This window comes from Streptomyces sp. NPDC047971 (genome assembly GCF_040653355.1).
Lineage (GTDB): Bacteria > Actinomycetota > Actinomycetes > Streptomycetales > Streptomycetaceae > Streptomyces.
Map to the genome: position 1 here is coordinate 1 of NZ_JBEZNW010000044.1, position 14,116 is coordinate 14,116.

A 14,116-nucleotide genomic window follows, 5' to 3' on the forward strand; every position below is an offset into this window, starting at 1 on the left:
TGGTGCTTCGTGTGGAGACCGGGCCCATGGAGCTGGTGGCTGGGGTCGCGGCGCTCACGGAGTGGTGGGCGACCCAGGGCTGAGCCGGAGCCGTCGATGTTTCACGTGAAACATCGACGGCGCGGAGAACGAGAGGGGTGATGTTTCACGTGAAACATCACCCCTCCTTCCGTCGGCGCAGCAGCATCAGCGCGGTCGAGGCATAGAGCACGGCGACCAGAACGACGAGCGGGGCGGAGCGGCCGTCCGGCGGGAGCATCAGGGCCGCGACGGCGGCGGCGCCCACGAAGGCCACGTTGAACAGGACGTCGTAGAGCGAGAAGACCCGCCCGCGATAGGCGTCGTCGACCGACGTCTGCACGACGGTGTCCGTCGCGATCTTGGCGCCCTGGGTGGTGAGCCCGAGGATGAACGCCGCGACAAGCAGGGGAGCCTGCGCGAAGGGCAGCCCCAACGCGGGCACCAGGACAGCGGCCGAACCCGCGCACACGGCCATCCAGCGGAAGGCGCCGAGTCGCCCGATGGCCCAGGGGGAGATGACGGCGGCCGTGAAGAATCCGGCACCCGAGATGCCGACGGCCAGCCCCAGCAGCGCCAGCCCCTCCGCCTCCGTGGTGCTCCAGGCATAGCGGCAGAGCATCAGCACGGTCACCGTCAGCCCGCCGTAGCAGAAGCGCATCAAGGTCATCGCCGTCAGCGCACGAGCGGCGGGGCGCCGCTCGGCCAGATGGCGCAGGCCGTCCTTGAGGCCGCGGGCCGTCGATGCCAAGGCTGCTCCGAGCCGGGGCTGGATCATGTCCGGGTCGGGGCCGAGGAGGTCGCGGGCCATCCGAAGGGAGGCGAGAGCGGCACAGAGATAGAGGAGAGCGCCCAGCGCCACGACCGCGGCGTCGGATTCCTCGGAGATCAGCCGTACCCCGAAGGCCAGGCCGCCTCCCACCGTCGCCGCCACGGTGCCGGCGGTCGGAGAGAGGGAGTTGGCCACCACCAGACGGTCGGCGTCGACGACCCGGGGCAGGGCGGCGGAGAGTCCCGCGAGAACGAAGCGGTTGACTGCGGTCACCGAGAGGGCCGAGGCATAGAAGAGCCAGTCGGGCACGGAGGCCAGCATCAATACGGCCGTGCCGCAGGCGAGGAGCGTCCGCAGCAGATTCCCGTAGAGGAAGACCTGTCGTCGCTGCCAGCGGTCCAGAAGGACTCCGGCGAAGGGGCCGACGAGGGAGTACGGGAGCAGGAGCACGGCCATGGCCGAGGCGATGGCGGTGGGAGAGGTCTGTTTCTCGGGTGAGAAGACGACGTACGTGGCCAGCGCCACCTGGTAGACGCCGTCGGCGCACTGCGAGAGCAGCCGGACGGCGAGGAGGCGGCGGAAGTTCGTCAGGCGCAGGAGTACGCGCAGATCACGTACGACGGACATGGCAGCAAGACTCACATACGAAGAGGGCCCCCGGGCGAAAGACCGGGGACCCTCGATCGAAGAACTCGATCGGCGCCTTAGCGCTCGACCTCGCCCTTGATGAACTTCTCGACGTTGGCGAGGGCCTCGTCGTCGAAGTACTGAACCGGCGGGGACTTCATGAAGTACGAGGACGCGGAGAGGATCGGGCCACCGATGCCCCGGTCCTTGGCGATCTTCGCGGCGCGCAGGGCGTCGATGATGACACCGGCCGAGTTCGGGGAGTCCCACACCTCGAGCTTGTACTCCAGGTTCAGCGGAACGTCACCGAAGGCGCGACCCTCCAGGCGGACGTACGCCCACTTGCGGTCGTCCAGCCAGGCCACGTAGTCCGACGGACCGATGTGGACGTTCTTGTCGCCCAGCTCGCGGTCGGGGATCTGCGAGGTGACGGCCTGGGTCTTCGAGATCTTCTTCGACTCGAGGCGGTCGCGCTCGAGCATGTTCTTGAAGTCCATGTTGCCGCCGACGTTGAGCTGCATGGTGCGCTCAAGGCGGACACCGCGGTCCTCGAACAGCTTCGCCATCACGCGGTGCGTGATGGTGGCGCCGACCTGGGACTTGATGTCGTCACCGACGATCGGGACACCGGCCTCGGTGAACTTGTCCGCCCACTCCTTGGTGCCGGCGATGAAGACCGGAAGAGCGTTGACGAACGCGACCTTGGCGTCGATGGCGCACTGCGCGTAGAACTTCGCGGCGTCCTCGGAACCCACGGGCAGGTAGCAGACGAGCACGTCGACCTGCTTGTCCTTGAGGACCTGGACGACGTCCACGGGCGCCTCGGCGGACTCCTCGATGGTCTGGCGGTAGTACTTGCCGAGGCCGTCGAGGGTGTGACCGCGCTGGACCGTGACGCCCGAGTTCGGGACGTCGCAGATCTTGATGGTGTTGTTCTCGCTGGCGCCGATGGCGTCGGAGAGGTCGAGGCCGACCTTCTTGGCGTCGACGTCGAAGGCGGCGACGAACTCGACGTCACCGACGTGGTACTCGCCGAACTGGACGTGCATCAGGCCGGGCACCTTGGTCGCCGGGTCGGCGTCCTTGTAGTACTCGACGCCCTGCACCAGCGAGGCGGCGCAGTTGCCCACGCCGACGATGGCTACGCGAACCGAACCCATTCCGGTTGCTCCCTGTGTGATCGTGGAAGCCCTGCGAGGATGCAGGGTTTCACTTGGCGGTGTCGTCGGACGGATCCGGCCGGGTACTGCCCCCGTGCCGGGGCAGGCCGCCCGTTTCTCCAGAATCGTTGTCGTGCCGAGCGGCGCCCTCGGGGGCGTCGGGGCCGGATCGCTGATCCCGCCCCGCCCGCTCGCTCTCGATGAGCTCGTTCAGCCAGCGCACTTCGCGCTCCACGGACTCCATACCGTGGCGCTGCAGCTCGAGTGTGTAGTCGTCGAGGCGCTCGCGCGTCCGGGCCAGAGAGGCGCGCATCTTCTCCAGGCGCTCCTCCAGCCGACTGCGCCGGCCTTCCAGAACTCGCATCCGCACCTCGCGCTCGGTCTGACCGAAGAAGGCGAAGCGGGCGGCGAAGTGCTCGTCCTCCCAGGTGTCCGGGCCGGTGTGGGAGAGGAGCTCTTCGAAGTGCTCCTTACCTTCGGCCGTCAACCGGTAGACGATCTTGGCGCGGCGCCCTGCGAGTGAAGCGGCGAGAGCGTCCTCGGGGGCGCTTCCCGGCTCCTCGATCAACCAGCCGTTGGCGACCAGCGTCTTGAGGCAGGGATAGAGGGTCCCGTAGCTGAAGGCCCGGAAGATGCCCAGCGAGGTGTTGAGCCGCTTGCGCAGCTCGTAGCCGTGCATGGGTGCTTCTCGGAGCAGGCCGAGGACGGCGAACTCGAGGATTCCCGAGCGTCTGCTCATCCGCCGCCTCCTCCGCCTTCAGGGTCCTTATGCCGCACTGATGTATCGACTCGATACATCATGACGATAGAACGGACACTCTCCTGCGACAAGTGGGGCCACAGTGACCGGCATCACATCGTCAATTCACAGCAATTGACTTGCCTGATTTGGGGTGAACTTCGCCGCTAGGCAGGTTTTGACCGTGCGTAGTCTGTGCGGCATGCAGAGCACCGGGAACCGAGCGACGCCGCAGGGCGTCAGTGCTGCGGGTGACCGGCTGCGGTTCGGACGGGTCTTCGATGAGGCTCGGCCGTCCGCATTTCGGGGGGACCGGAACTCAACTGCCGCTTCCAGGCGTACGCGCCTGCCCGAGGAGTAGTCGTTCGATGAGCGAGCACCGTCGCAAAATGCCGCAGTCGCAGCCGCCCACTGGCGGCCGCGCGGCGGCGAGACGCGCTGCCCAGCAGCCCACGGGCCGCAGGTCGGCCCAGTCGCGGGACGTGAGTACGGGATCCCCTTCGTACGGGTACGAAGAGGAGCGAACCTACGGAGGGCGGGCCGAGGCCCGCCGCGCGGCACAGCGCGGCGGCGGCCGTCGGCGCGCCCCCGACGGAGGCGGCGCGGGCGGTCACGGAGGTGGCGGCCGGCGCGGTGGCGGCGGCGGAGGCCAGGGCGGCCCGGGCCGCGGTCGCGGTGGAGGCCGTCCGCCGGGCAAGAAGCGGATGATCGACTACCCGCGGTACGGCAAGTACGGCTGGCGCCGCTGGGTGCCCTCCTGGAAGCTCGTCACGGGACTCTGCCTGGCGTTCTTCGGCAGCCTGATGGGCGCGGCGACGATCGCGTACTCCCAGGTGGTGATCCCCGAGCCGGCGGACGCCGCGACGGCGCAGAACAACGTCTACTACTGGTCCGACGGCTCGCAGATGGCCGCGACCGGTGGCGAGGTCAACCGCCAGATCATCGACATCTCGAAGATCCCGGTGCACATGCAGAACGCGGTGATCGCGGCCGAGAACAAGACGTTCAAGGACGACTCGGGCATCGACCCGATGGGTATCGCCCGTGCCGTCTGGAACATGGCCAAGGGCGGGCAGACCCAGGGTGGCTCGACGATCACCCAGCAGTTCGTGAAGAACAACATGCTCAACGACCAGTCGCAGACGCTGACGCGAAAGGTCCAGGAGCTCTTCATCTCCATAAAGGTCGGTGCGGAGATGGAGAAGCCCGACATCATGGCGGGCTATCTGAACACCGCGTACTACGGTCGTGGCTCCTACGGCATCCAGGCCGCGGCCCGGACGTACTTCAACAAGGACGCCGAGGACCTCAACGTCAGCGAGTCCGCCTTCCTCGCCTCCCTGCTCAAGGGCGCCACCTACTTCGACCCCGCGGGCTCCACCGACATCGACACGAAGGCGACGGCCGAGGCGAACACGGCCCGTGCCACCGAGCGGTGGAAGTGGATCCTCAACGAGATGGTCAACGACGGCAGCCTCCCCGCCGCGGAGCGGGCGCAGTACCCGAACTTCCCCAAGGTGCAGCCGCCGAAGAAGAGCGCTCAGCTGACCGGCCAGATCGGCTATCTCGTCGCCACGGCCAAGGCCAACTTCATCAACAAGCACCCGGGGATGGACGCGAAGAAGCTGGCCGAGGGCGGATACCAGATCTACACGACCTTCGACAAGCACAAGGTCAAGGCTCTCGAGGACTCCATCAAGAAGATCTACGACGGGTACATCGACCCGAAGAAGCGGCCGAAGACGGACACGCACGTCCAGTTCGGCGGTGCGTCGGTCGACCCCAAGGACGGCGCGATCGTCGCCATCTACGGCGGCACCGACGCCACCAAGCACTTCACCAACAACGCGGACGAGACCGGTGCCAAGGTCGGATCGACCTTCAAGCCCTTCGTTCTCGCGGCCGCCATGACCGATGGTGTGCGCGACCCGAAGGACCCCTCCGTCCGGACCCCCGTCGACCCCGACAAGACCTTCTACAGCGGCGTGGACGACTACAAGGTCAAGAAGTACGACGGCTCGGTCTGGCTGGACGAGAACGACAAGCCGTGGCTCCAGAACAACGATGAGAACGCGAGCGTCAAGAAGGCCGACCTCCGGCTGGCGATGATCAAGTCCCTCAACTCGCCCTTCGTGCAGCTCGGCATGGACGTCGGCATCGAGAACGTCCGCCAGGCAGCACAGAAGGCGGGTCTCCTGGAGACCTCGCTGGTCAAGGGCGAGGTGCCGTCGTTCTCCCTCGGTATCTCCTCCCCGAGCGCGATCCGGATGGCCGGTTCCTACGCGACCTTCGCGAACAACGGCGAGCAGAACGACCCTTACTCCGTCAAGGAAGTGAAGCAGAAGGGTCAGACCATCTACACGCACAAGGCCAAGCCGGAGCGTGCCTTCTCCACCGCCGTGTCCAGCAACATCACCGACGTCCTCACGGACGTCGTCGAGAAGGGCACCGGTAAGAAGGCCAAGCTGGACGACCGGAAGGCCGCCGGCAAGACCGGTACGACCGACGGCAACGAGTCGGCGTGGTTCGTGGGCTACACCCCGCAGCTGTCGACGGCGATCGACATGTACCGCTTCGACGACGACGAGACCAAGAAGGGCCGCAAGTTCGAGGAGATGTACGGCACGGGTGACCAGCCGAAGATCCACGGTTCCTCGTTCCCGTCCCAGATCTGGCACGACTACATGACCGCCGCGCACAAGAACGCCCCGGTCAAGTCCTTCCCGGAGCCGGAGGACCTGGACCTCGACCCGGTCTTCGGCGGCGGTCTGACCAGCCCCACGCCGACGCCTTCGGAGACGCCGTCCGAGACGCCGTCCACCACCCCGTCGCAGACCCCGTCGACGAGGCCCAGCAACTCGCCGAAGCCCGGCAAGACCTGTGACGTCTGGAACTGGCCGTGTGACGACAACGGTGGCCAGGACGGTGGCGCCACCTCGGGCAACGACAGCGGCGGGGCCTCCGACGGCGGTCCGACCTCGACGCCCACGTCACCCTCGCCGACAGCCACCGACGACAGCGGTGGAGGCAGGCCCAACGGCGGAACATGGGGGCTGAGCGGCGGCTGACCCGCCCGCCGGACCCCACCCGGCACGGTCCTGAGGGCCGCCGTACCCGACACGTACCCCAGGTGCGTGGCCGGGTACGGCGGCCCTCACCGTTTCCTGGGAGACGTACGGCAGGATGTCCCCCATGCCGAGCCTCGACAAGACGAGTCCGTCCCAGGACCGCCCGCAGGGCACGCCGGTCGTGTGCCCGACCCAGCGCGACGAGGTCGCGGCGGCGGGCAGTGAACTGATCGGCGGGCCGATGGGCCGCCGGGCGCTCCTCGGCACGAGTGCCCTCACCCCTGTGCGGGTGATCGCATTGGTGGCCATCGGGATGTTTGCCCTCGGGATGGTGCAGAAGATCCCGTGTTACGACTGGGCCTGGTTCCGCGGCACCACGTCGCAGTACACGCACGCCTGCTACTCCGACATCCCGCACCTCTTCGCGGGGCGCGGGTTCGCCGACGGCATGGTGCCGTACTTCGACCGTCTGAACAGCGACATAGAGTTCCTGGAGTACCCGGTCCTGACCGGTCTGTTCATGCAGGTCGCCGCCTGGCTGACACCGGGCGGCAGCGACCTGATGCACCGTGAACAGATCTTCTGGATGGTCAACGCGGCCATGCTGATGGTCTGCGCCGTCGTGATGGCCGTCTGTGTCGCGCGCACCCACCGCCGTCGGCCCTGGGACGCTCTGCTCGTCGCCCTGGCGCCCGCGTTCGCACTCACCGCCACCATCAACTGGGACCTGCTGGCCGTCGCGCTGACCTGCGCCGCCGTCCTGATGTGGTCCCGCGGCCGGCCGCTCGCCTTCGGCATCCTGATCGGCCTGGCGACCGCCGCCAAGTTCTACCCGGCCCTCCTCCTCGGCCCGCTGCTGCTGTTGTGCTGGCGGGCCTGGCGGTGGCGGGAGTACGGGGCGGCGCTGCTCGGCGCCGCGGCGGCCTGGCTCGCGGTGAATCTGCCGATCATGCTGCTCGCCCCCGAGGGGTGGAAGCAGTTCTATACGTTCAGCACCGACCGAAACGTCGACTTCGGGTCGTTCTGGCTGCTGATCAGCCAGCGCAGTGGGGAGCCGATCGCGCCGAGCACGGCGAACACCTTCGCGATCCTGCTGATGCTCCTCGCCTGCGCGGGGCTCGCCGTCCTGACGCTGACGGCACCCCGGCGGCCCCGCTTCGTCCAGCTCGCGTTCCTGGTCGTGGCCGCGTTCGTCCTGACGAACAAGGTGTACTCGCCGCAGTACGTCCTCTGGCTCATTCCGCTCGCCGCGCTGGCCCGGCCGCGCTGGCGGGACTTCCTGATCTGGCAGGCGTGCGAGGTCATGTACTTCCTGGGCATCTGGATGTACCTGGCCTTCACCATGAGCGGCAACAAGCAGGGCCTGCCGACGGACGGCTACCACTTCGCCGTCGTTCTGCACCTCGTCGGCACGCTCTACCTGTGCGCCGTGATCGTGCGGGACATCCTGGCGCCCGAGCGGGACGTGGTGCGGCAGGACGGCTCGGACGACCCCTCAGGGGGCGTCCTGGACGGCGCCGAGGACGTCTTCGTGCGGGGCAGGGCCGCTCACCCCGCCCGGCACGCCGCGACGGCCGTGGAGGGCCCGCGGGTGGCGTGGGGAGCCCCGCAGGACCAGCGAGGGACTCCCGGGGGCTCCTAGGGGCCCCAGCGGGGCCCTGGGGCTCAGTGCTCGACGAGGCGGTCGTACTGCGTGGTGGTGTGCCGCAGGTGCGCCACCAGCTCGTCGCCGACCTTCGGCTCCTGGGCGTCGGCGGGGACGAACAGGATCGACACCTGCATGTGCGGCGGCTCGGCGAACCAGCGCTGCTTGCCGGCCCAGACGAAAGGCGAAAGGTTCCGGTTGACGGTCGCGAGGCCGGCGCGGGCCACGCCCTTGGCGCGCGGCATCACACCGTGCATGGCCTTCGGCGCCTCCAGGCCCACTCCGTGCGAGGTGCCGCCGGCGACGACCACCAGCCAGCCGTCGGAGGCGGCCTTCTGCTGGCGGTAGCCGAAGCGGTCGCCCTTGGCGACGCGGGTGACATCCAGGACGGCGCCGCGGTACTGGGTGGCCTCGTGGTCGCCCAGCCAGAGGCGGGTGCCGATCCGGGCGCGGAACCGGGTCTGCGGGAACTGCTGCTGGAGCCTGGCCTGCTCCTCGGCCCGCAGATGGCTCACGAACATGGTGTGCAGCGGCAGCCTTGCGGCCCGCAGGCGGTCCATCCAGGCGATGACCTCCTCGACCGCGTCGGTGCCGTCGGTGCGGTCCAGGGGCAGGTGGAGCGCGAAGCCCTCGAGCCGTACGTCCTCGATGGCGGCGTGCAGCCGGCCCAGCTCCTCCTCCAGGATGCCGTGGCGCTTCATCGAGCTCATGCACTCGATGACGACCCGTGCGCCCACGAGGGCGTGCACGCCGTCCACGGAGGACACCGAGCGGATCACCCGGTCCGGCAGCGGGACCGGCTCCTCGCCCCGCCGGAAGGGCGTGAGGACGAGCAGGTCGCCGCCGAACCAGTCCTTGATCTTCGCGGCCTCGTACGTGGTGCCGACGGCCAGCATGTCGGAGCCGAAGCGGGCCGCCTCGTCGGCGAGCCGCTCATGGCCGAAGCCGTAGCCGTTGCCCTTGCAGACCGGGATCAGACCGGGGAACTGGTCGATCACGGTCTTCTGGTGCGCCCGCCAGCGAGCGGTGTCGACGTAGAGGGAGAGCGCCATGGCCGGCCCGGAACCTTTCTGATGGCTGCGGTGTATCAAAGGTATGTACGAGACCTACGAGATTACGTACGAGACTACGCAACCGTCAGCGGCGCGACATGTAGATGTCGAGTGCCTTGTGCAGGAGCTTGTTGAGCGGGAAGTCCCATTCGCCGACGTACTCCACGGCTTCGCCGCCCGTGCCGACCTTGAACTGGATCAGGCCGAAGAGGTGGTCGGTCTCGTCGAGCGAGTCCGAGATGCCCCGCAGGTCGTAGACGGTCGCGCCCATCGCGTAGGCGTCGCGCAGCATCCGCCACTGCATCGCGTTCGAGGGCCGGACCTCGCGGCCGATGTTGTCCGAGGCGCCGTAGGAGTACCAGACGTGGCCGCCGACGACGAGCATGGTGGCCGCGGAGAGGTTCACGCCGTTGTGGCGGGCGAAGTACAGCCGCATGCGGTTGGGGTCCTCGCTGTTGAGGACGGTCCACATGCGCTGGAAGTACGAGAGCGGGCGCGGCCGGAAGTGGTCGCGCACGGCCGTGATCTCGTAGAGCCGCTGCCACTCGGCGAGGTCCTCGTAGCCACCCTGGACGACCTCGACACCGGCCTTGTCGGCCTTCTTGATGTTGCGGCGCCACAGCTGGTTGAAGCCCTTGAGGACGTCGTCGAGGGAGCGGTTCGCGAGCGGCACCTGGAAGACGTAGCGGGGCTGGACGTCGCCGAAGCCGGCGCCGCCGTCCTCACCCTGCTGCCAGCCCATCTTGCGCAGCCGGTCGGCGACTTCGAAGGCGCGCGGCTCGATGTGTGTGGCCTCGACGTCCTTCAGGCGCTTCACGTCCGGGTCCTGGATACCGGACTTGATGGCGGCGGAGTCCCAGCGGCGGATGACGACCGGCGGGCCCATCTTCACGGAGAAGGCGCCTTGCTGCTTCAGGTGCGCGAGCATCGGCTGCAGCCAGTCGTCGAGATTGGGGGCGTACCAGTTGATGACCGGGCCCTCGGGCAGATAGGCCAGGTAGCGCTTGATCTTCGGCAGCTGACGGTAGAGGACGAGGCCCGCGCCGACGAGTTCGCCGGACTTGTCGAACCAACCCAGGTTCTCCGAGCGCCACTCGGTCTTCACATCAGCCCACGCCGGGACCTGGCAGTGGCTCGCCGCGGGCTGGCTCTGGATGAATGCCAGATGCTGCTCACGGCTGATGGTCCTCAGGGTCAGGCTCATGCGGGGCGCTCCTCGGCAGGTGTGTTCCCCATCGGTACAGGGGCTCCGGCTCTCGCGCCGAAGCCTACTGTGACCGGGGAGCGCCCCGATTGTGCGTGTGTCCCTTGGCCGGTGGCCGGTTCGGGACGCCTCAGACGAGGCCCCCGTAGAACATGCCGAGATAGAAGCCGACGGCCGAGGCGCCGAGCCCGATGATCAATGCGAAGCGTTCCCTCGTGGTCACCGAGACGAACTGTCCGAACGCGCCCGTCATGATGCCGATCAGTCCGGCCCAGGAGGCCAGCACGTGCAGGCTGTGGAACTGCGCGGTGATGAAGGAGAGGACTCCGAGGAAGAGCGTCACCGCCATCAGCGTGTCCTGCAGCGGGTGGGGCTTGCCGTCGGTGGCGAGAAGGGAATGTCCGGGGTCGGGTCGCATTGCCTGTGCCATGGGGCACCTCCTGGCGTGGCTTCCGAGAAGGCGGCGCATCGTAGCGCCGCCGACATCCGTTGTGTACAGATTGCGTCCCCTCACCACCGGATTTCAACCGGAAGCCGGTGTGCGGGTAGTCTGTACGGTCTGCATCGGTGTCTGCCCAGGTCCACCCAGGACCCCGACGGCCTCCTCGCTCGCCGAGGGGATTGTCAGTGGCTGCCGATACCGTTGCTTACGCATCACGACCCTCCTGCCACGGAACGACCGTGGCCGCTGAGTCCAAAGGAGGTGGGTTCCACATGCGTCACTACGAGGTGATGGTCATCCTCGACCCCGATCTCGAGGAGCGCGCTGTCTCCCCGCTGATCGAGAACTTCCTCTCCGTCGTCCGTGAGGGCAACGGAAAGGTCGAGAAGGTCGACACCTGGGGCCGTCGTCGTCTCGCCTACGAGATCAAGAAGAAGCCCGAGGGCATCTACTCGGTCATCGACCTGCAGGCCGAGCCTGCGGTCGTCAAGGAGCTCGACCGCCAGATGAACCTGAACGAGTCGGTCCTCCGGACCAAGGTCCTCCGTCCCGAGACCCACTGAGCATCTAGCTCAGAGGTCATCGGGTTCGAGTAGCAGCAAGCAGCCAGAAGCAATCCCGCCGAGAGGTTCACCCAATGGCAGGCGAGACCGTCATCACGGTCGTCGGCAATCTTGTCGACGACCCCGAGCTGCGCTTCACCCCGTCCGGTGCGGCGGTCGCGAAGTTCCGTATCGCGTCCACCCCCCGCACCTTCGACCGTCAGACCAATGAGTGGAAGGACGGCGAGAGCCTGTTCCTGACCTGCTCGGTCTGGCGTCAGGCGGCGGAGAACGTCGCCGAGTCGCTTCAGCGAGGCATGCGCGTCGTCGTGCAGGGCCGGCTGAAGCAGCGGTCCTACGAGGACCGCGAGGGCGTCAAGCGCACGGTCTACGAGCTGGACGTCGAGGAAGTCGGCCCCAGCCTCAAGAACGCCACGGCCAAGGTCACCAAGACCACGGGTCGCGGTGGCCAGGGTGGCTACGGCGGCGGCGGCCAGCAGGGCGGCGGCAACTGGGGCGGAAGCTCCGGTGGTGGCCAGCAGGGTGGTGGCGGTGCTCCTGCCGACGACCCGTGGGCGACCAGCGCGCCGGCCGGCGGCGGCCAGCAGCAGGGCGGCGGAGGCGGCTGGGGTGGAAACTCCAGCGGCGGCGGCTACTCGGACGAGCCCCCCTTCTAGGACCTCCTGGAAGACAGCTCGTACCCAAACTTCTTGATCACACAGGAGAAACACCATGGCGAAGCCGCCTGTGCGCAAGCCTAAGAAGAAGGTCTGCGCGTTCTGCAAGGACAAGACCGCGTACGTGGACTACAAGGACACGAACATGCTGCGGAAGTTCATTTCCGACCGCGGCAAGATCCGTGCCCGCCGCGTGACCGGCAACTGCACGCAGCACCAGCGTGACGTCGCCACGGCCGTGAAGAACAGCCGTGAGATGGCGCTGCTGCCCTACACGTCCACCGCGCGATAAGGAAAGGGTGACCGACTAATGAAGATCATCCTGACCCACGAGGTCTCTGGCCTCGGTGCCGCCGGCGATGTCGTCGACGTCAAGGACGGTTACGCTCGCAACTACCTGGTCCCGCGTGGTTTCGCGATCCGCTGGACCAAGGGTGGCGAGAAGGACGTGGCGCAGATCCGCCGCGCCCGCAAGATCCACGAGATCGCGACCATCGAGCAGGCCAACGAGATCAAGGCCCAGCTCGAGGGCGTGAAGGTGAGCCTGGCCGTCCGCTCCGGCGACGCCGGCCGCCTCTTCGGCTCCGTGACCCCGGCCGACATCGCCACGGCGATCAAGTCCGCGGGTGGCCCCGACGTCGACAAGCGTCGCGTCGAGCTCGGTTCGCCGATCAAGACCCTGGGCTCGCACCAGGTGTCCGTGCGTCTGCACCCCGAGGTTGCCGCGAAGCTCGGCGTCGAGGTCGTCGCCGCGTAACGCTGCTCTCAGCAGTAAGGAAGGGCCGCACCCCTCGGGGTGCGGCCCTTCCGCCGTTTCACGTGAAACACCTCAGCGAGTGGCTCCGGTGACGATCCAGCGGCCGGAGCGGGCGCGCAGCCAGAGCGTCAGCATCCGGACGGTCATCATCAGCGTCATCGCCCACCACAGAGCCGTCAGCCCGCCGCCGAGGGCGGGGACCAGCAGCGCGACCGGCGCGAAGACGGCCAGGGTGAGCAGCATGGCCCAGGCCAGGTAGGGGCCGTCGCCCGCCCCCATCAGGACGCCGTCGAGGACGAACACCACTCCGGAGATCGGCTGGGACACGGCGACGACCAGCAGGGCCGGGAGCAGGGTGTCGTGGACCGTGGTGTCGCCGGTGAACAGCGGGATGAAGACGGGGCGTGCGACCACGATCAGTGCGCCCAGCACGATGCCGGAGACCACGCCCCACTGGATCATGCGTCGGCACACCTGTCGTGCTCCCTCGGCATCACCGGCGCCGAGGTAGCGGCCGATGATGGCCTGCCCAGCGATGGCGATCGCGTCGAGGGCGAAGGCCATCAGGCTCCACAGGGACAGGATGATCTGGTGGGCTGCGACCTCGGCGTCGCCCATCCGTGCCGCGACGGCCGTGGCGATCATCAGGACCGCCCGCAGGGAGAGGGTGCGGACGAGCAGGGGGACACCGGCCTGTGCGCTGGCGCGTATGCCGGCCGCGTCCGGACGGAGGGAGGCACCGTGGCGTCGCGCGCCCCGGACGACCACGACGAGATAGGCGACGGCCATGGCGCACTGGGCGATCACCGTGCCCCACGCGGAGCCCGCGACGCCCAGGCCGGCGCCGTAGACGAGGCCCACGTTGAGGAGCGCGTTGGCGGCGAAGCCGCCGACGGCCACGTACAGCGGTGTACGGGTGTCCTGGAGGCCGCGCAGGACACCGGTGGCGGCCAGCACGACGAGCATGGCGGGGATGCCGAGGCTGGAGATCCGCAGATAGGTGACGGCGTACGGGGCGGCGGTGTCGGAGGCGCCGAAGAGGTCGATCAGCCAGGGGGCGGTGGGCAGGGTGAGCGCGGCGACGGCTCCACCCAGGAGGAGCGCGAGCCAGATGCCGTCCATGCCCTGGCGGATGGCGGCCGGGACGTCACCGGCCCCTACACGGCGGGCGACGGCGGCCGTGGTGGCGTAGGCGAGGAAGACGAAGACGCTCACAGCGGTGGTGAGCAGGGCCGCCGCGATGGCCAGACCTGCCAGTTGCGGGGTGCCGAGATGGCCGACAATGGCGCTGTCGACCATGAGGAAGAGCGGCTCGGCGACGAGCGCGCCGAAGGCCGGGACGGCGAGCGAGATGATCTCTCGGTCGTGTTGCCGACGGGCGACCTTGGGGGTCGGAGGAGCCTGGGTCATGCA

At 68.2% G+C, this 14,116-nt stretch carries 13 protein-coding genes; 6 read left to right on the forward strand and 7 right to left on the reverse strand.

The features are described from left to right. Positions 1–157 precede the first annotated feature (157 nt). From AB0D99_RS30075 to AB0D99_RS30085, 3 genes are all read right to left on the reverse strand, one after another. Positions 158–1,417: an MFS transporter gene (locus tag AB0D99_RS30075; RefSeq protein ID WP_362369196.1), complete on the reverse strand. Its 1,260-nt coding sequence runs from the start codon at positions 1,415–1,417 to the stop codon at positions 158–160. Between the two features lie 77 nt (positions 1,418–1,494). After that, complete coding sequence (locus tag AB0D99_RS30080; protein ID WP_362369199.1) at positions 1,495–2,577, reverse strand: inositol-3-phosphate synthase; 1,083 nt, start codon at positions 2,575–2,577, stop codon at positions 1,495–1,497. Between the two features lie 49 nt (positions 2,578–2,626). Further along, positions 2,627–3,316: a helix-turn-helix transcriptional regulator gene (locus AB0D99_RS30085; RefSeq protein WP_329118437.1), complete on the reverse strand. Its 690-nt coding sequence runs from the start codon at positions 3,314–3,316 to the stop codon at positions 2,627–2,629. Between the two features lie 368 nt (positions 3,317–3,684). Between AB0D99_RS30085 and AB0D99_RS30090 the strand changes: the two genes are divergently transcribed. Both AB0D99_RS30090 and AB0D99_RS30095 read left to right on the forward strand, forming a co-directional pair. Further along, positions 3,685–6,384 carry a transglycosylase domain-containing protein gene (locus tag AB0D99_RS30090; protein ID WP_362369202.1) on the forward strand — a complete coding sequence of 900 codons (2,700 nt, stop codon included), beginning with the start codon at positions 3,685–3,687 and terminating at the stop codon, positions 6,382–6,384. A 124-nt stretch (positions 6,385–6,508) separates the two neighbouring features. Next, positions 6,509–8,026: a glycosyltransferase 87 family protein gene (locus AB0D99_RS30095; RefSeq protein WP_362369205.1), complete on the forward strand. Its 1,518-nt coding sequence runs from the start codon at positions 6,509–6,511 to the stop codon at positions 8,024–8,026. Positions 8,027–8,049: 23 nt separating this feature from the next. On the opposite strand, the gene AB0D99_RS30100 is transcribed toward AB0D99_RS30095, so the two are convergent. The 3 genes from AB0D99_RS30100 to AB0D99_RS30110 all read right to left on the reverse strand — a co-directional run bounded on the left by AB0D99_RS30100 (position 8,050) and on the right by AB0D99_RS30110 (position 10,715). After that, positions 8,050–9,081, reverse strand: a complete 1,032-nt coding sequence (locus AB0D99_RS30100; protein WP_362369208.1) for an alanine racemase — start codon at positions 9,079–9,081, stop codon at positions 8,050–8,052. An 85-nt stretch (positions 9,082–9,166) separates the two neighbouring features. Continuing rightward, positions 9,167–10,285, reverse strand: coding sequence for a peptidoglycan bridge formation glycyltransferase FemA/FemB family protein (locus tag AB0D99_RS30105; RefSeq protein ID WP_362369211.1), 1,119 nt, complete (start codon positions 10,283–10,285; stop codon positions 9,167–9,169). Between the two features lie 130 nt (positions 10,286–10,415). Beyond that, complete coding sequence (locus AB0D99_RS30110; RefSeq protein ID WP_362369214.1) at positions 10,416–10,715, reverse strand: hypothetical protein; 300 nt, start codon at positions 10,713–10,715, stop codon at positions 10,416–10,418. A 284-nt stretch (positions 10,716–10,999) separates the two neighbouring features. On the opposite strand from AB0D99_RS30110, the gene rpsF reads away from it, so the two are divergent. The 4 genes from rpsF to rplI all read left to right on the forward strand — a co-directional run bounded on the left by rpsF (position 11,000) and on the right by rplI (position 12,703). Further along, a complete protein-coding gene (rpsF, locus tag AB0D99_RS30115) occupies positions 11,000–11,290 on the forward strand; it encodes a 30S ribosomal protein S6 (protein ID WP_004950685.1) in 291 nt (96 codons plus the stop codon). Between the two features lie 74 nt (positions 11,291–11,364). Beyond that, positions 11,365–11,946 (forward strand): single-stranded DNA-binding protein, encoded by a 582-nt coding sequence (locus AB0D99_RS30120; RefSeq protein ID WP_362369217.1) that lies wholly within the window; start codon positions 11,365–11,367, stop codon positions 11,944–11,946. 55 nt (positions 11,947–12,001) lie between these two features. Beyond that, the gene (gene rpsR / locus AB0D99_RS30125) at positions 12,002–12,238 is read left to right on the forward strand and encodes a 30S ribosomal protein S18 (RefSeq protein WP_005315025.1); all 237 of its coding nucleotides are present in this window, start codon (positions 12,002–12,004) and stop codon (positions 12,236–12,238) included. Between the two features lie 18 nt (positions 12,239–12,256). Next, positions 12,257–12,703, forward strand: a complete 447-nt coding sequence (gene rplI, locus AB0D99_RS30130; RefSeq protein WP_362369220.1) for a 50S ribosomal protein L9 — start codon at positions 12,257–12,259, stop codon at positions 12,701–12,703. A gap of 72 nt (positions 12,704–12,775) precedes the next feature. On the opposite strand, the gene AB0D99_RS30135 is transcribed toward rplI, so the two are convergent. Continuing rightward, positions 12,776–14,113, reverse strand: coding sequence for an MATE family efflux transporter (locus AB0D99_RS30135; protein WP_362369223.1), 1,338 nt, complete (start codon positions 14,111–14,113; stop codon positions 12,776–12,778). Positions 14,114–14,116 lie beyond the last annotated feature (3 nt).